Origin of the sequence: Citrobacter rodentium NBRC 105723 = DSM 16636, from assembly GCF_021278985.1 — a bacterium.
GTDB classification, from domain to species: domain Bacteria; phylum Pseudomonadota; class Gammaproteobacteria; order Enterobacterales; family Enterobacteriaceae; genus Citrobacter_A; species Citrobacter_A rodentium.
The window spans coordinates 2,906,851-2,928,236 of sequence record NZ_CP082833.1; the positions used below are offsets into that span (position 1 = coordinate 2,906,851).

Genomic DNA, 21,386 nt, shown 5'->3' on the forward strand with positions numbered 1-21,386 from the left:
TAACTTTTCATTAACTAATCAAGCGTCCTTACCGCGTTTTGCGATCCCGCCACAGCTTTGTGATTTACCTTTTTCAACCACTGGCGCTATCGCCTTTTTGGTTTATCACACAAGCAACCAAGTGATTAATAAGAAATAAATATGAAATTGTCGTAAGAGTGAAAGCGTTCACTGTGCTGATTTCGTCATTTCCGGTAGCGAAAGCGATCAAGCAGGAAAGCAAAGCTTGCGCCAGCATCTGGCAACAAGGCGTTAACTTTCCGGAGATTCTATGACAGCGCAGCACAGTGAACTGAGAGTGATTGACTCCCATACCGGCGGCGAACCTACCCGCCTGGTTATCGACGGTTTTCCGGATCTGGGAGCAGGAAGCATGGCCGGGCGCCGGGAGCGCTTTTCACGTGAGTACGACGACTGGCGTAAGGCCATCATTCTTGAGCCACGCGGTAACGACGTTCTGGTCGGCGCACTGCTCTGTGAACCCGTGTCGCCGCAGGCCACGGCCGGAGTTATCTTCTTCAACAACAGCGGCTTTCTGAACATGTGCGGTCACGGCACCATCGGGCTGGTTGCCTCGCTGGCATGGCTTGGCCGCATTCAACCCGGCAAACATCTGATTGAAACGCCGGTGGGCGATGTGACCGCCACGCTGCACGAAGATGGCAGCGTCTCGGTAGAAAACGTCCCGGCTTACCGCTGGCGTAAGCAGGTGCAGGTCGAAACTGCCTGCGGCACGGTAACGGGCGATATCGCCTGGGGCGGCAACTGGTTCTTCCTCGTTAACGATCATCCGTTCGCGGTGACGCCGGAAAACATTCCTCAATTGACGGAGTACGCATGGGCGATCCGTGAAGGTCTGGAACATGCGGGCATTCGTGGTGAAGATGACGGCATTATCGACCATATAGAACTCTTCGCCGGGGATGACCATGCGGACAGCCGTAGCTTTGTGCTTTGCCCCGGTAAGGCCTGGGATCGCTCCCCCTGCGGCACCGGCACCAGCGCCAAGCTGGCCTGTCTGGCGGAGGAGGGGAAACTCAAACCTGGAGAACGCTGGCGGCAGGCGAGCATTATCGGCAGCGAATTTACCGCCCATTTCGTGCCGCATGGCGACAGGATCGTCCCGACGATCCGCGGTGAAGCGTGGGTCTGCGGTGATAACCGGCTGATTCTCAATCCTGAGGACCCGTTCTGCTGGGGGATCTCGCTGTGACTGAAAGCGACGTCATTGTCATCGGCGGCGGAATTATCGGCGCCGCCTGCGCCTGGCAACTGGCCGCTTACGGGCAGCGGGTCACGCTGGTCGATGACGGCAACGCGGGCGCGACGGCGGCGGGCATGGGGCATCTGGTGTGTATGGATGACGATCCGGCGGAGCTTACCCTCTCCGCCTGGTCGCTGGCGCGCTGGCGGGCGCTGACTCCCCGGATGCCGGAAAGCTGCGCCTGGCGCGGATGCGGCACGCTGTGGCTGGCGGAAACGCCGCAGGAGCTTGCGCTGGCAGAGGAAAAAATGCGGCGAATGGCGCAATATCAGGTCGCCAGCGAAATGCAGACCCGCGAGCAGCTTGCCGCGCGCGAACCTCTGCTCACCGCCGGGCTCGCTGGTGGACTGTGGGTACCCGGTGACGGCATCGTTTACGCGCCGAACGTCGCCCGCTGGTTTATTGACGATGCCGGTTTAACGCATCTTCGCGATAGCGCCCGCTCTGTTGATGCCCCTTACGTCACCCTGCACAGTGGAAAACGCCTGCGTGCGCGCGCAATCGTCATCGCCAGCGGTCTGGGGGCCAACGCGCTGTTAGGTGAGCCCTGGCTGAGGGCGAAAAAAGGCCAGCTGGCGATCACCGATCGCTATGGCCCCTTACTCAGCCACCAGCTGGTGGAGCTGGGATACGGCGCCAGCGCCCATGCGGGCGGCACCTCAGTGGCATTTAACATCCAGCCGCGCCCCACCGGACAACTGCTGATTGGCTCCTCCCGCCAGTTCGATAACACCGACCGCGAGATCGATTTACCCCTGCTGGCGCAGATGCTGGCGCGCGCGCGGCATTTTTTACCCGCGCTGGAGACGCTTAATATCATCCGCTGCTGGAGTGGTTTTCGCGTCGCATCGGCAGACGGCAATCCGCTTATTGGCCCGCATCCCACGCGCCCGGGGATCTGGCTGGCGCTGGGGCATGAAGGGCTGGGCGTCACGACCGCACCCGCCACCGCTGAACTCCTCTGCGCGCAGATCCTTGGCGAGCGCCCGGCGGTGTCGCCGGATGCCTGGCTACCCGCCCGGCTGCACAAACAGGAGGCCATCGCATGAATACCCTGAAGGTGACTATCGATGGGCAGACCTGTGAGGTTCCCGTCGGCATCAGCATTGCGGCGGCCCTGGCCCTGTCGGGCTACGGCGTCACGCGCCGTTCGGTCAGCGGCGAACGGCGTGCGCCCTTTTGCGGAATGGGGATTTGCCAGGAGTGCCGGGTGACGGTGAACGGACGCCGGGTGCTGGCCTGCCAGACAGAATGCCAGCCAGAAATGGTGATTGAAAGGAGCCAACATGCGAACGTTTGACTGTGAGATTCTGATCCTCGGCGCAGGGCCTGCCGGGCTGTCGGCGGCGCTGGCTGCCGCACGCTGCGGAAAAGCGGTCATCGTCCTTGACGACAACCCGCGTCCCGGCGGGCAAATCTGGCGCGACGGGCCGCAGGTTTCACTGCCCCGGCGCGCCCGGCAGCTTCGTCAGGCGGTGGCGGAACAATCAAGCATTATGCTGCTGAACGGCGCCCGGCTGATTGCCCGTCCGATGCCGCATTCCGTTGTTTTCGAAACCGCAGACGGCTGCGGAGAGATTCGCTGGCAGCGGTTGATATTATGCTGTGGGGCAAGGGAACTCTCGCTGCCTTTTCCCGGCTGGACTCTGCCCGGCGTGACGGGCGCAGGCGGCCTGCAGGCGCAGATAAAACATGGCCTGTCGCTCAGGGGAGAACGGGTGGTCATTGCCGGCAGTGGCCCGCTGCTGCTGGCCGTCGCCAGTACGGTGAAGCGCGCGGGCGGGAGCGTGGTTGCCATTATTGAACAGGCGCCGCTGAGCGCGCTGGCCCGTTTCGCGGCGGGACTCTGGCGCTGGCCGGAAAAATTGCGTCAGTTCGGTGAGCTTTTTCCGGCCCACTATCATCCGGCAAGCCAGGTTATTCATGCGCAGGGAGATTCGCATCTTCAGTCCGTGACCGTGCGCTATCGGGGAAAAAGCCGGGAGATAGCCTGCGACAGGCTGGCTATCGGCTACGGACTGGTGCCGAATAGCGAAGCAGGGGCACTCTTTGGCTGCAAATCGGAAAACCTGAGCATTTGGGTGGATGCGGAGCAACGCACCAGCGTGCAGGATATCTATGCCGCGGGGGAGTGCACCGGCTTTGGCGGCAGCGAACTGGCGCTGGCAGAAGGGGAAATTGCCGGGTATTGCGCGGCGGGGCAGCCTGAAAAAGCAGAAAACGCCATTACCGCGCGCGTCCGTTGGCAGCGTTTTGCCGAGGCGCTGCATGTCACTTTTGCGTTGCCCGATTCCCTGAAGGAAGTCGCCACGGCGGACACACTGCTCTGCCGCTGCGAGGATATTCGCTGCGGTGAAGTACAAAATGCCGAAAGCTGGCAGGCGGCGAAGCTCGCCTCGCGCTGCGGAATGGGAGCCTGTCAGGGGAAAACCTGCGCCACCAGCGCCCGCTGGCTGTACGGCTGGCCGCTGCCTCAGCCGCGCGAGCCGCTTTCCCCGGCGCGTATCGACACGCTGATCCATCTGGCGAAGCCGGAGGGCTGATTGTTGCTCTCTGGCGCAGCGGCGGAAGAGATTATCGTGGTTTTTCAGCGACGTCAGCGCCGGAGGGTTATACTGAAAAACCAGCGGAACGACCGCTGGTTTTTTCTTTTGGGGATGGGTTATGGCTGAACCACAGGTGTTATTCGACTATACCGGGCATTTGCCTGAATGCCCGATCTGGAGCGGGCGCGAGAATGCGCTCTACTGGGCGGATATTCTGGAAGGGGAGATCCACCGTTATCATCTGCCGTCAGGGGAGCATACGGTTCTGGCGTTCCCTGAAGAGGTCGGCTGTTTTGCGCTGCGCGAACGCGGCGGCTTTATTGTGGCGTTGCGCAATGCCATCTGGCTAACCGATAAAAGCGGCCTGCTTCAGCGCAAGGTATGCGATAACCCGTCGAACCCGCAGCTGGCGCGTTTTAACGATGGCGGCACCGATCATCTCGGACGCTTCTACGCTGGCACTTTCTGGGCGCCGGGCGACTATAACGGCGCGATGCTGATGCGCATCGATAACCATCTGCGCCCGGTGATTATTCAGTGCGATATCCAGGGGCATAACGGCCTGGCGTTCAGCCCGGATAAGCAGTGGATGTATACCTCAGACACGCCGAACGGCGTCATCTGGCGCGCGCCGCTGGACGCGCAGGGGGAGCCGGGTAAGCGTGAGGCGTTTCGTCGATTTCAGCAAGAAGAGGGCATTCCGGACGGCGCGGCGATGGACAGCGAAGGCTGTTACTGGAGCGCGCTGTTTGACGGCTGGCGGATCGCCCGTTTTTCTCCGCGGGGTGAACAGCTTGAAGAATACCGCCTGCCGGTACGCTGTCCGACGATGGTCTGTTTTGGCGGTGACGATCTGAAAACGCTGTTTATCACCACCACGCGCGAGAATATGAGCGATGAAGAGGTGGCGCGCTATCCGCTCTCCGGCGCGATCTTCACCCTGCCTGTTACGGTGGCAGGAATGAAGAAAAGCCGGTTTATCGAACGTTAAGAGGGATCGACCGGGACGACGTTCTCGCCCGGATAGCAGCCCAGCACCTTCATGGAGCGGGTGATCGCGCCCAGCTCTTTCAGCGCTTTTTGCATCTCCGGCGATTCGAGGTTGGCCTGAATATCGAGATAAAACATCTCCTCCCACGGGTTGCCGTGGATAGGCCGGGACTCCAGGCGGGTCATAATCAGGTTGTGGTTACGCAGCACCAGCAGCGCTTCCACCAGAGCGCCAGCCTGCTGCCCTGTCGCCATCAGCAGCGTGGTTTTAGCCGGAACCTGATCGGAGACGTCAATGGCTTTACGCGCCAGCACGATGAAGCGGGTGATATTCTGCGACTGGTTCGCTTCAATGCGCTCCAGTACCTGTAGCCCGTGCAGTACGCCGCCGGCTTCGCTGCCAAGCGCCGCCACGCGCGGAGATTTCGCCTGGGCGACTTTTTCCATTGCCGCGGAGGTGCTTTCGGTGTACTCGATTTTCCAGTGCGGATAGCGGCTCAGGAACTTACTGCACTGCTGGAAGGGCTGCGGGTGGCTATATACCGTATCGATGGTTTCGAGGTCCGTGGTACCGGAGACCAGCACGCAGTGGTCGATAGCAATCGTCATTTCACCGACGATGGAAAGCGTCGTGTGTTGCAGAAGATCGTAAACGTCGTTGATGCCGCCCGAGCTGGTGTTTTCAATTGGCACCACCGCATAGTCTGCCTGACCGGTTTCAACCTGATTAAAAATATCGGCGAACTTCGCGCAGCCGCTTTCGATAAACTGCTCAAAGTGACGCGCGGCGTACTGGCGGGCCGCAAGGTGCGAGTAAGACCCCTTTGGTCCCAGAAAGGCGATGCGCGCTGAGCGGGGATTGATTTTATTCAGATGCTGCTGGAGCAGCGCCTGCTGGGTGAGAACGGAATCTTCAATAATGAGCTGAAAAAGACGGGTGATGTAGTGGGCGTCCAGATGGTGCGCTTTGCCAAGCTGAATCAGCCTGTCCAGCAGATCGCGTTCGCGGTCGATATCGCGTACCGGGCGATGGGATTCAAGCTTGGCTTTGCCAACCTCGACCGCCAGTTCGCGTCGTTCGGCCAGTAACGCCAGCAATTTTGCATCCAGCGCGCTGATCTTCTCGCGCAGCGCCAGTAATGGATTTTCCGATGTCATAGTGTTGCCTTTCTTGTTATCAATAAAAAAGGCCCCCCGGAGTGGGAGGCCTTGTTATTCGTCTTCGCATTCTTTCTCACACGACGAAAGCCTCCCGTTCAGGGGAAGGTAAAAAAGAAGGCGAAGAAGAACGGCGTAAGTTGCATATCAGTTTCCTTTAGCGACGTAAGTAAAGTACCCGTACTGTTTTCATGCTGTCAACAAAAAACGCGCCCGGAGGCGCGTTGGCGATACACTCAATATAAAGGATTATTCTTCATCTGCTTCAGCGAAGTTGGCGTCTTTAACCGATGCGGTTGCGCGGCGTGCTTCGCCTTTGTGCTGCACTTTATTGAGCTGCCGTTCCAGCTTGTTGATCAAATCGTTAATGGCGGTATACATATCTTCGTGTTTTGCGCTGGCGACCAGATGTCCGTTCGGTGTATTAATGGTGGCGTCAGCAACGAAACCCTGTGGCTCTTTAGACAGAATGATATGTGGATTAATCAGGTGTGTTTGCCATTTTTCCAGTTTGGCGAGACGGTCTGCGACATGTTGGCGAATTGCCGGAGTAATTTCCATTTGTTTGCTGGTAATGTTCATTGTCATAAATTTTACCTCTTGTCTTTCCCGTCTTGGTAATTTCAGCATACCGTTCCTAATGTCAAAATGTGTGATTAGAATCACATTGTTTTGTCACTTTTTGTCAATGAAACTTTTTTATGAGGCATCGCAGGAAGTGCGGATATTTCGCTTGAGCAAAAGGTAAAAGCAGGCCATAGTTGATGAGATGAGTGATCGGCAAGTCGTGGTTAACGCGACGCGAAACGGATAAAAAAACGGCAGCCCGTGGGCTGCCGTTTTGCATGTGAAACCACAATCAGGTGTTGCTGCTGTTGGCGGCAATGATTTTCGCCACTTTCTCTGCCTGGGTGGTCATCTGCATTTCACGATAGGCGTTTTCCATCAGCGGCAGAGCGTCACGCGTCGCCTGGGTGTCCGGGAAATCGCGCAGCATACCTTCGACACGGTTAACCACCGCGACCCATGCGCCACGTTTGGTGTAGTATTCCGCGACCGAGTATTCATATTTCGCCAGGCGATCTTTCAGGAACACCAGACGCTTCGTGGCATCGGTGGTGTACTGGCTGTTCGGATAGCCGCGAACCAGTTTCGAAAAGTCATTAAACGCCGCGCGCGCGTGCTGTGGATCGCGGTCGCTGCGATCGACGCCAAAGAAGCCCTGCAGCGCGCTGTCATCCAGCGCCATATTGGTCAGGCCGCGCATATACATCACATAATCGATGTTAGGATGCGTCGGGTTCAGACGAATAAAGCGATCGATAGCGGCCTGAGCCAGCGGCAGATCGGCATTTTTGTAGTAGGCGTAGATCAGATCCAGCTGCACCTGCTGGGAGTAAGGGCCGAACGGATAGCGGTTATCTAACGCTTCTAATTGCGTTATTGCCTGTTTCCAGTTACCGTCCTGCAGCTTTTGCTGAGCAGTAGCGTAGATTTCATTCGGCGGATTATCGGGCACCTCTTCCTTTGAACCAGAGCAACCCGCCAAAAACAGGCTCAACGTGGCTGCTGCCACCAGATATTTCATGCGCGTCATGACGTTTTGACTTTCCTCAAAATGTTTTTGCGGGAGATTCTCTGTTCCTGCTCCCGGTTAAGACCAGCTACAATAGCACACTATATTAAACGGCAAAGCCGTAAAACCCAACGTTAAACGAAGAAGCTGTATATGGCACAACGAGTACAACTCACCGCAACGGTATCCGAAAATCAACTCGGTCAACGCTTAGATCAGGCTTTGGCCGAAATGTTCCCGGATTATTCACGTTCGCGCATAAAAGAATGGATTCTCGATCGGCGCGTGCTGGTCAACGATAAAATTTGCGACAAACCGAAAGAAAAAGTCTTAGGCGGCGAAGTGGTCGCTATCGACGCGGAGATTGATGAAGAAATCCGCTTCGAGCCTCAGGATATCCCACTGGATATCGTTTATGAAGATGATGACATTATTGTTATCAATAAACCCCGCGATCTGGTTGTGCATCCCGGCGCGGGGAACCCGGACGGCACGGTGCTGAACGCGCTGCTGCACTACTATCCGCCCATCGCCGACGTACCGCGCGCGGGCATTGTCCATCGTCTGGATAAAGACACCACCGGTCTGATGGTGGTGGCGAAAACCGTTCCGGCGCAGACGCGTCTGGTTGAGGCGCTGCAGCTGCGCGAGATCACCCGTGAATACGAAGCGGTCGCTATCGGCCATATGACCGCCGGCGGGACGGTAGATGAGCCTATCAGCCGTCACCCGACGAAGCGTACCCATATGTCGGTGCATCCGATGGGCAAACCGGCGGTAACCCACTACCGTATTATGGAACATTTCCGTGTGCACACGCGTCTCAGGCTGCGTCTGGAAACCGGGCGTACCCACCAGATCCGCGTGCACATGGCGCATATTACCCATCCGCTGGTGGGCGATCCGGTTTATGGCGGCCGCCCGCGTCCGCCGAAAGGGGCGTCGGAGGCGTTTATCTCCACGCTGCGCAAGTTCGATCGCCAGGCGCTGCACGCCACAATGCTGCGTTTGTACCATCCCGTTTCCGGTATCGAAATGGAATGGCATGCGCCGATCCCGCAGGATATGGTTGAGCTGATCGACGCGATGCGCGCCGATTTCGAAGAACATAAGGATGACGTGGCCTGGCTATGAGTATGCTGATTGTCCCGCAGTGGCCGCTGCCGGAAGGCGTGGCGGCATGTAGTTCGACTCGTACCGGCGGCGTCAGTTTGCCGCCGTATGACGCATTGAATCTGGGCGCCCACTGCGGCGACAATCCGGAACATGTTGAGGAGAACCGTAACCGCCTGTTTGCTGCGGGCAATCTGCCCTCCTCACCGGTCTGGCTGGAGCAGGTTCACGGCAAGAATGTGCTGAAACTGACCGGTGGGCCTTACGCCTCGAAGCGGGCGGATGCGTCTTACAGCAACAGGCGGGGAACCGTGTGCGCGGTCATGACCGCAGACTGCCTGCCCGTGTTGTTTTGCAATCGGGCGGGAACGGAAGTGGCGGCGGCCCATGCGGGCTGGCGCGGGTTGTGTGAAGGCGTACTGGAAGAGACGCTCGTCTGCTTCAACGATAAGCCTGAGAACATTCTTGCCTGGTTAGGTCCGGCGATTGGTCCCACGGCCTTTGAAGTGGGGCCTGAGGTGCGCGAAGCGTTTATCGAAAAAGACGCCAGAGCGCAGGAAGCCTTTCTGCCGCGCGGCGAAAAATATCTGGCGAATATTTATCAGCTTGCCCGCCAGCGACTGGCAAATGTCGGCGTTGAACAAATTTTCGGCGGTGACCGCTGTACTTTTAGTGAAAATGAGACTTTCTTCTCTTATCGTCGCGACAAGACCACCGGGCGTATGGCAAGTTTCATTTGGCTGATATAACCTAAAGAATCAAGACGATCCGGTACGCGTAATTTTCTTTTCACATAATTCAGGTCATTCACCTTGAATAATTGAGGGATGACCTCATTTAATCTCCAGTAGCAATTTTGACCTGTTATGGGAGGAGTTATGCGTCTGGATCGTCTTACCAACAAATTCCAGCTTGCTCTTGCCGATGCCCAGTCGCTCGCACTGGGGCACGACAACCAGTTTATCGAACCTTTGCACTTAATGAGCGCCTTGCTGAATCAGGAAGGGGGCTCGGTTCGTCCTTTATTAACGTCTGCCGGTATTAACGCAGGCCAGTTACGCACCGCCATCGATCAGGCGCTGAGTCGTTTACCGCAGGTGGAAGGCACCGGCGGCGACGTACAGCCGTCGCAGGATCTGGTGCGCGTCCTCAACCTTTGCGACAAGCTGGCGCAAAAACGAGGGGACAATTTTATTTCGTCGGAATTGTTCGTTCTGGCGGCGCTTGAGTCCCGCGGCACGCTGGCCGATTTACTGAAATCGGCGGGGGCGACGACCGCCAGTATCTCTCAGGCAATCGAACAAATGCGCGGAGGTGAAAGCGTGAACGACCAGGGGGCTGAAGACCAACGTCAGGCCTTGAAAAAATATACGGTCGATCTGACCGAGCGCGCCGAGCAGGGCAAGCTCGACCCGGTGATTGGCCGTGATGAAGAAATTCGCCGTACCATTCAGGTACTGCAACGGCGCACCAAAAACAACCCGGTACTGATCGGTGAGCCCGGCGTTGGTAAAACCGCTATTGTGGAAGGGCTGGCGCAGCGGATCATTAATGGCGAAGTGCCGGAAGGCTTAAAAGGCCGTCGCGTGCTGGCGCTGGATATGGGCGCGCTGGTGGCCGGGGCGAAATACCGCGGCGAATTTGAAGAACGCTTAAAAGGCGTACTGAACGATCTCGCGAAACAGGAAGGCAACGTGATCCTGTTTATCGATGAGCTGCACACCATGGTTGGCGCCGGGAAAGCCGATGGCGCAATGGACGCCGGCAACATGCTGAAGCCAGCGCTGGCGCGTGGCGAACTGCACTGCGTGGGCGCCACTACCCTGGATGAGTACCGTCAGTACATCGAAAAAGATGCGGCGCTGGAGCGTCGTTTCCAGAAGGTCTTTGTTGCCGAACCGTCGGTGGAAGACACCATCGCGATCCTGCGTGGCCTGAAAGAGCGTTACGAACTGCACCACCACGTGCAGATTACCGACCCGGCGATTGTCGCGGCGGCGACGCTGTCTCATCGCTATATCGCCGATCGCCAGCTGCCGGATAAAGCCATCGACCTGATCGACGAGGCCGCATCCAGCATTCGTATGCAGATCGACTCGAAGCCGGAAGAACTCGACAGACTCGACCGCCGTATCATCCAGCTCAAGCTGGAGCAGCAGGCGTTAATGAAAGAGTCTGATGAGGCGAGTAAAAAACGTCTCGACATGCTCAACGAAGAACTGAATGACAAAGAGCGTCAGTACTCTGAGTTAGAAGAAGAATGGAAAGCGGAAAAAGCCTCGCTCTCCGGCACGCAGACCATTAAAGCCGAGCTGGAACAGGCGAAGATCGCGATTGAGCAGGCGCGTCGCGTGGGCGACCTGGCGCGGATGTCAGAACTGCAGTACGGCAAAATCCCCGAACTGGAGAAGCAGCTTGAGGCTGCCACCCAGTCCGAAGGAAAAACGATGCGCCTGCTGCGTAATAAAGTGACCGATGCGGAAATCGCCGAAGTACTGGCGCGCTGGACCGGCATTCCGGTATCGAGAATGCTGGAAGGCGAACGTGAAAAACTGCTGCGGATGGAGCAGGAGTTGCACAGCCGCGTTATCGGACAGAACGAAGCGGTGGAAGCGGTATCGAACGCGATTCGTCGTAGCCGCGCGGGGCTGGCGGATCCCAATCGTCCAATCGGTTCTTTCCTGTTCCTGGGGCCAACCGGGGTAGGGAAAACGGAACTGTGTAAAGCGCTGGCGAACTTTATGTTCGATAGCGATGACGCGATGGTGCGTATTGATATGTCCGAGTTTATGGAGAAACACTCCGTGTCTCGTCTGGTCGGCGCGCCTCCGGGATATGTCGGTTATGAAGAGGGCGGTTACCTGACGGAAGCGGTACGGCGTCGTCCTTATTCGGTCATCCTGTTAGATGAAGTGGAAAAAGCGCATCCGGATGTATTCAACATTCTGCTGCAGGTACTTGATGACGGACGCCTGACTGACGGGCAGGGGAGAACGGTCGATTTCCGCAATACGGTGGTTATTATGACCTCTAACCTAGGCTCCGATCTGATTCAGGAGCGTTTCGGCGAACTGGACTACAGCCATATGAAAGAGATGGTACTGGGCGTAGTAAGCCACAACTTCCGTCCGGAGTTCATTAACCGTATTGATGAAGTTGTTGTGTTCCATCCGCTGGGTGAACAGCACATCGCCTCGATTGCGAAGATCCAGCTGCAGCGTCTGTACAAACGTCTGGAAGAGCGCGGTTATGAAATCCACATTTCTGATGAGGCACTGAAACTGCTTAGCGCAAATGGTTACGATCCGGTGTATGGCGCGCGTCCGTTGAAACGCGCTATTCAGCAGCAGATCGAAAACCCACTGGCACAGCAAATCCTGTCGGGTGAGTTAATTCCAGGCAAAACCATTCGTCTGGAAGCGAATGGTGAAAAGATTGTGGCAGTGCAATAACAGACTGTGAAATATCTGACGGCTCCTTCCGGAGCCGTTTTTGATTAAAAACCAGGCTGAAATGCGCTTTTTATGGGGTGATTGCCTGGAAAATGAGCGGTTAATGACTTTTTTGTATTTTTGTCTTGTCAGCCCGGAATAACTCCCTATAATGCGCCACCACTGACACGGAACAACGGCACACAGGCCGCCGGGTCAGCGGGGTTCTGAGAGGAACCTCACGGAGAAAAGCACAAAATAAATGCTTGACTCTGAGACGGGAAAGCGTATTATGCACACCCCGCGCCGCTGAGAAAAAGCGAAGCGGCACTGCTCTTTAACAATTTATCAGACAATCTGTGTGGGCACTCAAAGTGACATGGATTCTTGACGTCGCAAGACGAAAAATGAATACCAAGTCTCGAAGAGTGAACACGTAATTCATTACGAAGTTTAATTCACGAGCATCAAACTTAAATTGAAGAGTTTGATCATGGCTCAGATTGAACGCTGGCGGCAGGCCTAACACATGCAAGTCGAACGGTAACAGGAAGCAGCTTGCTGCTTTGCTGACGAGTGGCGGACGGGTGAGTAATGTCTGGGAAACTGCCCGGTGGAGGGGGATAACTACTGGAAACGGTAGCTAATACCGTATAACGTCGCAAGACCAAAGAGGGGGACCTTCGGGCCTCTTGCCACCGGATGTGCCCAGATGGGATTAGCTTGTTGGTGAGGTAACGGCTCACCAAGGCGACGATCCCTAGCTGGTCTGAGAGGATGACCAGCCACACTGGAACTGAGACACGGTCCAGACTCCTACGGGAGGCAGCAGTGGGGAATATTGCACAATGGGCGCAAGCCTGATGCAGCCATGCCGCGTGTATGAAGAAGGCCTTCGGGTTGTAAAGTACTTTCAGCGGGGAGGAAGGGGGAATGGTTAATAACCATTTTCATTGACGTTACCCGCAGAAGAAGCACCGGCTAACTCCGTGCCAGCAGCCGCGGTAATACGGAGGGTGCAAGCGTTAATCGGAATTACTGGGCGTAAAGCGCACGCAGGCGGTCTGTCAAGTCGGATGTGAAATCCCCGGGCTCAACCTGGGAACTGCATTCGAAACTGGCAGGCTTGAGTCTCGTAGAGGGGGGTGGAATTCCAGGTGTAGCGGTGAAATGCGTAGAGATCTGGAGGAATACCGGTGGCGAAGGCGGCCCCCTGGACGAAGACTGACGCTCAGGTGCGAAAGCGTGGGGAGCAAACAGGATTAGATACCCTGGTAGTCCACGCCGTAAACGATGTCTACTTGGAGGTTGTGCCCCTGAGGCGTGGCTTCCGGAGCTAACGCGTTAAGTAGACCGCCTGGGGAGTACGGCCGCAAGGTTAAAACTCAAATGAATTGACGGGGGCCCGCACAAGCGGTGGAGCATGTGGTTTAATTCGATGCAACGCGAAGAACCTTACCTGGTCTTGACATCCAGAGAACTTTCCAGAGATGGATTGGTGCCTTCGGGAACTCTGAGACAGGTGCTGCATGGCTGTCGTCAGCTCGTGTTGTGAAATGTTGGGTTAAGTCCCGCAACGAGCGCAACCCTTATCCTTTGTTGCCAGCGGTCCGGCCGGGAACTCAAAGGAGACTGCCAGTGATAAACTGGAGGAAGGTGGGGATGACGTCAAGTCATCATGGCCCTTACGACCAGGGCTACACACGTGCTACAATGGCATATACAAAGAGAAGCGACCTCGCGAGAGCAAGCGGACCTCATAAAGTATGTCGTAGTCCGGATTGGAGTCTGCAACTCGACTCCATGAAGTCGGAATCGCTAGTAATCGTGGATCAGAATGCCACGGTGAATACGTTCCCGGGCCTTGTACACACCGCCCGTCACACCATGGGAGTGGGTTGCAAAAGAAGTAGGTAGCTTAACCTCCGGGAGGGCGCTTACCACTTTGTGATTCATGACTGGGGTGAAGTCGTAACAAGGTAACCGTAGGGGAACCTGCGGTTGGATCACCTCCTTACCTTAAAGAACCTGCCTTTGTAGTGTCCACACAGATTGTCTGATGAAAGTAAAGAAGCAAGGCGTTTACGCGTTGGGAGTGAGGCTGAATGAAATAAGGCCGCTCGCTTTCTATTAATGAAAGCTCACCCTACACGAAAATATCACGCAGCGCGTGATAAGCAATTTTCGTGTCCCCTTCGTCTAGAGGCCCAGGACACCGCCCTTTCACGGCGGTAACAGGGGTTCGAATCCCCTAGGGGACGCCACTTGCAGGCCAATGTGTGAAAGGCGTTGCCAACCGTATCTCAAAACTCATCTTCGGGTGATGTTTGAGATATTTGCTCTTTAAAAATCTGGATCAAGCTGAAAATTGAAACACAGAACAACGAGAGTTGTTCGTGAGTCTCTCAATTTCGCAATCATGAAGACAACTGTAAAAGGTGACGTGAGCGAAGTGAAGACAAGGCGTACCGCACGCAGCGAGCGCAGTGGACTCAGTGTCCATGAGCATCGCGAGTACGGAACAACGCAGTATTCACGATGCGCAACGAACCGGACAGAGAAAGACATCTTCGGGTTGTGAGGTTAAGCGAACAAGCGTACACGGTGGATGCCCTGGCAGTCAGAGGCGATGAAGGACGTGCTAATCTGCGAAAAGCGCCGGCGAGGTGATATGAACCTTTGACCCGGCGATGTCCGAATGGGGAAACCCGGTGCACCACGGTGCATCATCGTTAACTGAATACATAGGTTAACGAGGCGAACCGGGGGAACTGAAACATCTAAGTACCCCGAGGAAAAGAAATCAACCGAGATTCCCCCAGTAGCGGCGAGCGAACGGGGAGGAGCCCAGAGCCTGAATCAGCTTGTGTGTTAGTGGAAGCGTCTGGAAAGTCGCACGGTACAGGGTGAAAGTCCCGTACACGAAAACGCACAGGCTGTGAGCTCGATGAGTAGGGCGGGACACGTGGTATCCTGTCTGAATATGGGGGGACCATCCTCCAAGGCTAAATACTCCTGACTGACCGATAGTGAACCAGTACCGTGAGGGAAAGGCGAAAAGAACCCCGGCGAGGGGAGTGAAAAAGAACCTGAAACCGTGTACGTACAAGCAGTGGGAGCCTCTTTATGGGGTGACTGCGTACCTTTTGTATAATGGGTCAGCGACTTATATTCTGTAGCAAGGTTAACCGAATAGGGGAGCCGGAGGGAAACCGAGTCTTAATTGGGCGTTAAGTTGCAGGGTATAGACCCGAAACCCGGTGATCTAGCCATGGGCAGGTTGAAGGTTGGGTAACACTAACTGGAGGACCGAACCGACTAATGTTGAAAAATTAGCGGATGACCTGTGGCTGGGGGTGAAAGGCCAATCAAACCGGGAGATAGCTGGTTCTCCCCGAAAGCTATTTAGGTAGCGCCTCGTGAATTCATCTCCGGGGGTAGAGCACTGTTTCGGCTAGGGGGCCATCCCGGCTTACCAACCCGATGCAAACTGCGAATACCGGAGAATGTTATCACGGGAGACACACGGCGGGTGCTAACGTCCGTCGTGAAGAGGGAAACAACCCAGACCGCCAGCTAAGGTCCCAAAGTCATGGTTAAGTGGGAAACGATGTGGGAAGGCTCAGACAGCCAGGATGTTGGCTTAGAAGCAGCCATCATTTAAAGAAAGCGTAATAGCTCACTGGTCGAGTCGGCCTGCGCGGAAGATGTAACGGGGCTAAACCATGCACCGAAGCTGCGGCAGCGAACGTATCACTTAAAGCGATTCAGCGTCTTACGATTGACGGAGCGAAGCGACGTCAAAGCGTATACAAAGTCGAGTCGGTTTAAGGATACGTTCGTTGGGTAGGGGAGCGTTCTGTAAGCCGTTGAAGGTGTGCCGTGAGGCATGCTGGAGGTATCAGAAGTGCGAATGCTGACATAAGTAACGATAAAGCGGATGAAAAGCCCGCTCGCCGGAAGACCAAGGGTTCCTGTCCAACGTTAATCGGGGCAGGGTGAGTCGACCCCTAAGGCGAGGCCGAAAGGCGTAGTCGATGGGAAACAGGTTAATATTCCTGTACTTGGTGTTACTGCGAAGGGGGGACGGAGAAGGCTATGTCGGCCGGGCGACGGTTGTCCCGGTTTAAGCGTGCAGGTGTGTGTTCCAGGTAAATCCGGTTCACTTTAACACTGAGGCGTGATGACGAGGCACTACGGTGCTGAAGTGACAAATGCCCTGCTTCCAGGAAAAGCCTCTAAGCATCAGGTAACACGAAATCGTACCCCAAACCGACACAGGTGGTCAGGTAGAGAATACCAAGGCGCTTGAGAGAACTCGGGTGAAGGAACTAGGCAAAATGGTGCCGTAACTTCGGGAGAAGGCACGCTGGCGCGTAGGTGAAGTGACTTGCTCACGGAGCTGAAACCAGTCGAAGATACCAGCTGGCTGCAACTGTTTATTAAAAACACAGCACTGTGCAAACACGAAAGTGGACGTATACGGTGTGACGCCTGCCCGGTGCCGGAAGGTTAATTGATGGGGTTATCCTCGCGGAGAAGCTCTTGATCGAAGCCCCGGTAAACGGCGGCCGTAACTATAACGGTCCTAAGGTAGCGAAATTCCTTGTCGGGTAAGTTCCGACCTGCACGAATGGCGTAATGATGGCCAGGCTGTCTCCACCCGAGACTCAGTGAAATTGAACTCGCTGTGAAGATGCAGTGTACCCGCGGCAAGACGGAAAGACCCCGTGAACCTTTACTATAGCTTGACACTGAACACTGGTCCTTGATGTGCAGGATAGGTGGGAGGCTTTGAAGTGCGGACGCCAGTCTGCACGGAGCCGTCCTTGAAATACCACCCTTTAATGGCTGGTGTTCTAACGTTGGCCCCTTATCGGGGTTGCGGACAGTGTCTGGTGGGTAGTTTGACTGGGGCGGTCTCCTCCTAAAGAGTAACGGAGGAGCACGAAGGTTGGCTAATCCTGGTCGGACATCAGGAGGTTAGTGCAATGGCATAAGCCAGCTTGACTGCGAGCGTGACGGCGCGAGCAGGTGCGAAAGCAGGTCATAGTGATCCGGTGGTTCTGAATGGAAGGGCCATCGCTCAACGGATAAAAGGTACTCCGGGGATAACAGGCTGATACCGCCCAAGAGTTCATATCGACGGCGGTGTTTGGCACCTCGATGTCGGCTCATCACATCCTGGGGCTGAAGTAGGTCCCAAGGGTATGGCTGTTCGCCATTTAAAGTGGTACGCGAGCTGGGTTTAGAACGTCGTGAGACAGTTCGGTCCCTATCTGCCGTGGGCGCTGGAGAACTGAGGGGGGCTGCTCCTAGTACGAGAGGACCGGAGTGGACGCATCACTGGTGTTCGGGTTGTCATGCCAATGGCACTGCCCGGTAGCTAAATGCGGAAGAGATAAGTGCTGAAAGCATCTAAGCACGAAACTTGCCCCGAGATGAGTTCTCCCTGAGACCTTGAGTCTCCTGAAGGAACGTTGAAGACGACGACGTTGATAGGCCGGGTGTGTAAGCGCAGCGATGCGTTGAGCTAACCGGTACTAATGAACCGTGAGGCTTAACCTTACAACGCCGAAGATGTTTTGGCGGTTGAGAGAAACAGACAATATTCAGTTTGATACAGATTAGCGGAAACGAAAGATTTTGCGCTGAGGCAAGGCGGCAAGCGAAGGAAAGGAAGGAGCATACTGAAGTATGTGACTGACTTTACGAGCGCAGGTAACGCAGCATCAGTGAAAAAGATTCGTTTCTGACCCAGAATTTGCCTGGCGGCCGTAGCGCGGTGGTCCCACCTGACCCCATGCCGAACTCAGAAGTGAAACGCCGTAGCGCCGATGGTAGTGTGGGGTCTCCCATGCGAGAGTAGGGAACTGCCAGGCATTAATTAAGGTGAAGAGCTCATCCTGACGGATGGGCTTTTTGCGTTTTTGCCGCTGGCCTGACAGGCGCAGCGCCATCAGGCACGCCCACGTCATGATGCCGGATGGCGGCTTCGCCTTATCCGGCCTACGGGTGAGGCACCATCTTACCCGGCCCGATCGGCCTGGGAGCGGTTGCTAATTCTTTGGGTTTCCTCCTAATTTCCACCATTACGCATTAAATCCTCGATCCGTGTCACATAATTGAATATAACAACTGCATAACATTTCCTTTACTAAAAAGACAGCAAACACAATTGATGAGCATAATCAGCTCTTTGGCAGGAGTACAATTCTAATGACTGAAAGCAGTGTAACTGCGAGCGGGTCGCTGACCGACAGTGATACCCGTCGTCGCGTATGGGCAATTGTAGGCGCCTCATCCGGGAATCTGGTTGAATGGTTTGATTTCTACGTCTATTCGTTCTGTTCCCTCTATTTTGCACACATCTTCTTCCCTTCAGGAAATACCACCACTCAACTTTTACAAACCGCTGGCGTTTTTGCCGCCGGATTTTTAATGCGCCCCATCGGCGGATGGCTGTTTGGTCGGATTGCCGATAAGCACGGACGTAAAAAATCCATGCTTTTATCTGTTTGTATGATGTGTATGGGATCGCTGGTCATCGCCTGCCTGCCAGGCTATGAGACGATTGGCACCTGGGCACCGTCGCTGCTGCTGCTGGCGCGCTTATTTCAGGGGTTATCCGTTGGTGGCGAATACGGCACCAGCGCAACCTATATGAGTGAAGTGGCTGTCGAAGGGCGCAAGGGCTTTTATGCATCTTTCCAGTATGTGACGCTGATTGGCGGACAGCTGTTGGCGCTGTTAGTCGTGGTTGTTTTACAGCATACGTTGGAAGACGCTGCGCTCAGAGAGTGGGGCTGGCGTATTCCCTTCGCCTTAGGGGCGGTGCTGGCCGTGGTTGCGCTTTGGCTGCGTCGCCAACTGGATGAAACCTCAAAGCAGGAAACGCGCGCCTTAAAAGAGGCCGGGTCGCTGAAAGGGCTATGGCGTAATCGTAAAGCATTTATCATGGTGCTTGGATTTACCGCGGCAGGATCGCTGTGCTTCTATACCTTCACCACCTACATGCAGAAATACCTGGTAAACACCGCAGGCATGCATGCCAACGTAGCCAGCGGGATTATGACGGCAGCGCTGTTTGTATACATGCTTGTGCAACCGCTGTTTGGCGCGCTGTCGGATAAAATTGGCCGCCGTACCTCCATGCTGTGCTTTGGCGCTCTGGCAACCCTGTTCACGGTCCCTATTTTGACGGCGCTACAGAATGTCAGTTCGCCCTATGCGGCCTTCGCGCTGGTGATGTGCGCGCTGCTGATTGTCAGTTTCTACACCTCAATTAGCGGCATTCTGAAAGCGGAAATGTTCCCGGCGCAGGTTCGTGCGTTAGGGGTCGGTCTCTCCTATGCGGTCGCTAATGCGCTGTTTGGCGGCTCTGCGGAATATGTCGCGCTGTCGCTGAAATCCGTGGGCATGGAAACCTCCTTTTTCTGGTATGTCACCGTGATGGCGGTTGTGGCGTTTTTTGTTTCGCTGACGCTGCATCGCAAAGGTAAAGGTCTGCGCCTCTAGTTATGCGCCATTTGCCAGACGGCATAGCCGGTGGTCGCACCGGCGACGTCCCATGCGAAATCCTTCCAGCTCCAGCCGCTCCCCGCGGGGCGGCTGTCCCACAGCTCTTTTGATGCGCCAAGGCTGATTGAGAACATCAGGCCGAAGGCGGCGCTGCGATCCCGGCTCATACCCTGATGGTGAGCGTATTCGTTACCGGCTGCGGACAGCATCGCAGAGGCGATAAAATGCTGCGCTTTATCCTGCCCGCGCCAGCTGTCCTGAGCCAGATGGCTACATCCTGAAAGAAGAAAAGCGCTCAGAAGAAGAATAACGCGCATCGTGACCCTCATAGAGAAAACCCCGTGCAGGACGTAATGCCGATCAGTTAAGGATCGGTTGACCGATCCTTAATCTGCGGCACTATAACGGCTTCCACAACAGGGAGCCGTTTTCTTATGCCACTTCTCAATGACCTGCTCGATTTCAGCGACCATCCGCTGATGCCGCCCCCTTCTGCACAACTGTTTGCTCAGCATCTTCCCGTCGAATGGATACAACACTGCCTGACTCTTTCTGCACATGCGACCGTTCGCCGCCGTCGTTTACCTGGCGACATGGTTATCTGGATGGTCGTGGCTATGGCCTTCTTCCGTAATGAGTCGATTACCGATGTGGTTCGTCGTCTGAACCTGAGCGCGGATGGTGAAGCGGGGATGAACCTGCTGGCCCGCAGCGCTGTCACCCAGGCGCGTCAGCGCGTGGGTGCTGCACCGGTGGAATGGCTTTTCCGCCAGACCGCGCAGACATGGGGAACTGAGCGTTACCAGAAAGATGACTGGCATGGCCTGCAACTTTTTGCCATCGATGGCGCACAGTTCAGGACACCTGATGAACCTGAGCTGCGTGAACATTATGGCTCTGCCAACACATCCACTGAGCGGCAAAGCGCATACCCGGTAATGCGTCTGGTGGCTTTAATGAACCTGGGTAGTCACATTCTGCTGGATGCCGCGACCGCGCCTTACCGACGGAGCGAAACCCTGCTGGCCCACTCAATGCTCGTCACCATTCCGGATAACTCCATTACGCTGTTTGACAAGCTGTTCTACAGCGCAGACCTGTTGCTGTCGCTGAACCGGCAGGGTTGTAACCGCCACTGGCTGCTGCCCGCCTGGAAGAATATCGCAGCAGAAACGGAAGAAAGTTACGGTCCCGGAGACCGGCTTCTGAAACTGAAAGTGTCACCACAGGCAAGGAAAAAGAATCCTTCGCTGCCGGAATACTGGTATGCGCGGGCGGTAACTTATGAACTGAACGGAGTGGAAAAAACGGTCCTGACGTCACTTCAGGCAGACCGTTATAAGGCCAGAGAGGTGGCAGAGCTTTATCACTCAAGATGGGAAATCGAAGTCGGGTTCAGAAACCTGAAAAGCAGCCTGCTGAATAACGCTCTGGTACTGAGAAGCCGGAAGGTTGAGTTGCTGGAACAGGAGGTGTGGGGCATGTTGCTGGCTTATAATCTGATACGGCGTGAGGCAACAAAAGCAACGGAGAAACACAAAAAAGCGGCGTCGGAAATCAGCTTTAAGTTCGCGTTCCAGTTTATCGCCACAGAAATGATAGTGCTGGGAAATACGGTGTCACCGGGGACCATCCCGAAACGGCTGGAGCATCTGCGGGGGGCTCTGGAAGCGGTGTTCATAACAAAACGCCCCCGACCATCAAGGCCGAGGGCGGTTAAGATATCAAAAACCCGTTATCCGGTGAAACGCAATGCCGCACCGCTTAAGTGAACGGCATTACGTGCA

Annotated in this window: 15 protein-coding genes, 1 tRNA gene, 3 rRNA genes and 1 other annotated feature; of the genes, 14 read left to right on the plus strand and 5 right to left on the minus strand. The window is 55.6% G+C overall.

Features of this window, described 5'->3' with window-relative positions; translation table 11 throughout:
• The first annotated feature begins 271 nt into the window (after positions 1-271).
• From K7R23_RS13735 to K7R23_RS13755, 5 genes are all read left to right on the plus strand, one after another.
• Positions 272-1,213 carry a 4-hydroxyproline epimerase gene (locus K7R23_RS13735; RefSeq protein ID WP_012906720.1) on the plus strand — a complete coding sequence of 314 codons (942 nt, stop codon included), beginning with the start codon at positions 272-274 and terminating at the stop codon, positions 1,211-1,213.
• Complete coding sequence (locus K7R23_RS13740; protein ID WP_012906719.1) at positions 1,210-2,313, plus strand: NAD(P)/FAD-dependent oxidoreductase; 1,104 nt, start codon at positions 1,210-1,212, stop codon at positions 2,311-2,313. The genes K7R23_RS13735 and K7R23_RS13740 overlap by 4 nt, the downstream gene beginning before the upstream one ends.
• Positions 2,310-2,564: a (2Fe-2S)-binding protein gene (locus K7R23_RS13745; RefSeq protein ID WP_012906718.1), complete on the plus strand. Its 255-nt coding sequence runs from the start codon at positions 2,310-2,312 to the stop codon at positions 2,562-2,564. Before K7R23_RS13740 ends, K7R23_RS13745 begins: the two co-directional genes overlap by 4 nt.
• A complete protein-coding gene (locus tag K7R23_RS13750) occupies positions 2,551-3,807 on the plus strand; it encodes an NAD(P)/FAD-dependent oxidoreductase (RefSeq protein WP_012906717.1) in 1,257 nt (418 codons plus the stop codon). The genes K7R23_RS13745 and K7R23_RS13750 overlap by 14 nt, the downstream gene beginning before the upstream one ends.
• 121 nt (positions 3,808-3,928) lie before the next feature.
• A complete protein-coding gene (locus tag K7R23_RS13755; RefSeq protein WP_012906716.1) occupies positions 3,929-4,801 on the plus strand; it encodes an SMP-30/gluconolactonase/LRE family protein in 873 nt (290 codons plus the stop codon).
• Here K7R23_RS13755 and pheA read toward each other — a convergent pair.
• The 4 genes from pheA to bamD all read right to left on the minus strand — a co-directional run bounded on the left by pheA (position 4,798) and on the right by bamD (position 7,555).
• A complete protein-coding gene (pheA, locus tag K7R23_RS13760; RefSeq protein ID WP_012906715.1) occupies positions 4,798-5,958 on the minus strand; it encodes a bifunctional chorismate mutase/prephenate dehydratase in 1,161 nt (386 codons plus the stop codon). The two genes, K7R23_RS13755 and pheA, sit on opposite strands and share 4 nt — an antisense overlap.
• A 22-nt stretch (positions 5,959-5,980) precedes the next feature.
• Positions 5,981-6,105, minus strand: a sequence feature (Phe leader region).
• The gene (gene pheL / locus K7R23_RS13765) at positions 6,057-6,104 is read right to left on the minus strand and encodes a pheA operon leader peptide PheL (protein WP_187375663.1); all 48 of its coding nucleotides are present in this window, start codon (positions 6,102-6,104) and stop codon (positions 6,057-6,059) included. (Overlaps the previous feature by 48 nt.)
• A gap of 102 nt (positions 6,106-6,207) precedes the next feature.
• The gene (gene raiA, locus K7R23_RS13770) at positions 6,208-6,546 is read right to left on the minus strand and encodes a ribosome-associated translation inhibitor RaiA (RefSeq protein ID WP_024132779.1); all 339 of its coding nucleotides are present in this window, start codon (positions 6,544-6,546) and stop codon (positions 6,208-6,210) included.
• Positions 6,547-6,817: 271 nt separating this feature from the next.
• A complete protein-coding gene (gene bamD / locus K7R23_RS13775) occupies positions 6,818-7,555 on the minus strand; it encodes an outer membrane protein assembly factor BamD (protein ID WP_012906713.1) in 738 nt (245 codons plus the stop codon).
• Between the two features lie 132 nt (positions 7,556-7,687).
• Between bamD and rluD the strand changes: the two genes are divergently transcribed.
• The 8 genes from rluD to K7R23_RS13815 all read left to right on the plus strand — a co-directional run bounded on the left by rluD (position 7,688) and on the right by K7R23_RS13815 (position 19,596).
• Positions 7,688-8,668: a 23S rRNA pseudouridine(1911/1915/1917) synthase RluD gene (rluD, locus tag K7R23_RS13780; RefSeq protein WP_012906712.1), complete on the plus strand. Its 981-nt coding sequence runs from the start codon at positions 7,688-7,690 to the stop codon at positions 8,666-8,668.
• Positions 8,665-9,396 (plus strand): purine nucleoside phosphorylase YfiH, encoded by a 732-nt coding sequence (gene yfiH / locus K7R23_RS13785; RefSeq protein ID WP_012906711.1) that lies wholly within the window; start codon positions 8,665-8,667, stop codon positions 9,394-9,396. The genes rluD and yfiH overlap by 4 nt, the downstream gene beginning before the upstream one ends.
• 129 nt (positions 9,397-9,525) lie before the next feature.
• On the plus strand, positions 9,526-12,099 hold the full coding sequence (gene clpB / locus K7R23_RS13790) for an ATP-dependent chaperone ClpB (protein WP_012906710.1): 2,574 nt from the start codon (positions 9,526-9,528) through the stop codon (positions 12,097-12,099).
• A gap of 454 nt (positions 12,100-12,553) precedes the next feature.
• Positions 12,554-14,095, plus strand: a 16S ribosomal RNA gene (locus K7R23_RS13795).
• Between the two features lie 171 nt (positions 14,096-14,266).
• Positions 14,267-14,342, plus strand: a tRNA-Glu gene (locus K7R23_RS13800).
• Positions 14,343-14,659: 317 nt separating this feature from the next.
• Positions 14,660-17,646 (plus strand): 23S ribosomal RNA (locus K7R23_RS13805).
• Between the two features lie 199 nt (positions 17,647-17,845).
• Positions 17,846-17,960: ribosomal RNA gene (gene rrf / locus K7R23_RS13810) — 5S ribosomal RNA — on the plus strand.
• Together the 16S, 23S and 5S rRNA genes with 1 tRNA gene alongside form the textbook arrangement of a ribosomal RNA operon.
• Positions 17,961-18,297: 337 nt before the next feature.
• Positions 18,298-19,596, plus strand: coding sequence for an MFS transporter (locus K7R23_RS13815; RefSeq protein WP_012906709.1), 1,299 nt, complete (start codon positions 18,298-18,300; stop codon positions 19,594-19,596).
• Here the strand turns inward: K7R23_RS13815 and K7R23_RS13820 are convergent.
• Positions 19,593-19,916 carry a YfiM family lipoprotein gene (locus K7R23_RS13820; RefSeq protein ID WP_012906708.1) on the minus strand — a complete coding sequence of 108 codons (324 nt, stop codon included), beginning with the start codon at positions 19,914-19,916 and terminating at the stop codon, positions 19,593-19,595. The genes K7R23_RS13815 and K7R23_RS13820 overlap by 4 nt on opposite strands.
• 117 nt (positions 19,917-20,033) lie before the next feature.
• On the opposite strand from K7R23_RS13820, the gene K7R23_RS13825 reads away from it, so the two are divergent.
• On the plus strand, positions 20,034-21,371 hold the full coding sequence (locus K7R23_RS13825) for an IS4-like element ISCro3 family transposase (RefSeq protein WP_012904641.1): 1,338 nt from the start codon (positions 20,034-20,036) through the stop codon (positions 21,369-21,371).
• Positions 21,372-21,386 lie beyond the last annotated feature (15 nt).

What these genes read in the sequence shown, in the direction of transcription:
- K7R23_RS13735 (WP_012906720.1), top strand. Translation starts at nt 272, where the DNA reads ATGACAGCGCAGCACAGTGAACTGAGAGTGATTGACTCCCATACCGGC.
- K7R23_RS13745 (WP_012906718.1), top strand. Translation starts at nt 2,310, where the DNA reads ATGAATACCCTGAAGGTGACTATCGATGGGCAGACCTGTGAGGTTCCC.
- K7R23_RS13750 (WP_012906717.1), top strand. Translation starts at nt 2,551, where the DNA reads ATGCGAACGTTTGACTGTGAGATTCTGATCCTCGGCGCAGGGCCTGCC.
- K7R23_RS13755 (WP_012906716.1), top strand. Translation starts at nt 3,929, where the DNA reads ATGGCTGAACCACAGGTGTTATTCGACTATACCGGGCATTTGCCTGAA.
- pheA (WP_012906715.1), bottom strand. Translation starts at nt 5,958, where the DNA reads ATGACATCGGAAAATCCATTACTGGCGCTGCGCGAGAAGATCAGCGCG.
- raiA (WP_024132779.1), bottom strand. Translation starts at nt 6,546, where the DNA reads ATGACAATGAACATTACCAGCAAACAAATGGAAATTACTCCGGCAATT.
- bamD (WP_012906713.1), bottom strand. Translation starts at nt 7,555, where the DNA reads ATGACGCGCATGAAATATCTGGTGGCAGCAGCCACGTTGAGCCTGTTT.
- rluD (WP_012906712.1), top strand. Translation starts at nt 7,688, where the DNA reads ATGGCACAACGAGTACAACTCACCGCAACGGTATCCGAAAATCAACTC.
- yfiH (WP_012906711.1), top strand. Translation starts at nt 8,665, where the DNA reads ATGAGTATGCTGATTGTCCCGCAGTGGCCGCTGCCGGAAGGCGTGGCG.
- clpB (WP_012906710.1), top strand. Translation starts at nt 9,526, where the DNA reads ATGCGTCTGGATCGTCTTACCAACAAATTCCAGCTTGCTCTTGCCGAT.
- K7R23_RS13815 (WP_012906709.1), top strand. Translation starts at nt 18,298, where the DNA reads ATGACTGAAAGCAGTGTAACTGCGAGCGGGTCGCTGACCGACAGTGAT.
- K7R23_RS13820 (WP_012906708.1), bottom strand. Translation starts at nt 19,916, where the DNA reads ATGCGCGTTATTCTTCTTCTGAGCGCTTTTCTTCTTTCAGGATGTAGC.
- K7R23_RS13825 (WP_012904641.1), top strand. Translation starts at nt 20,034, where the DNA reads ATGCCACTTCTCAATGACCTGCTCGATTTCAGCGACCATCCGCTGATG.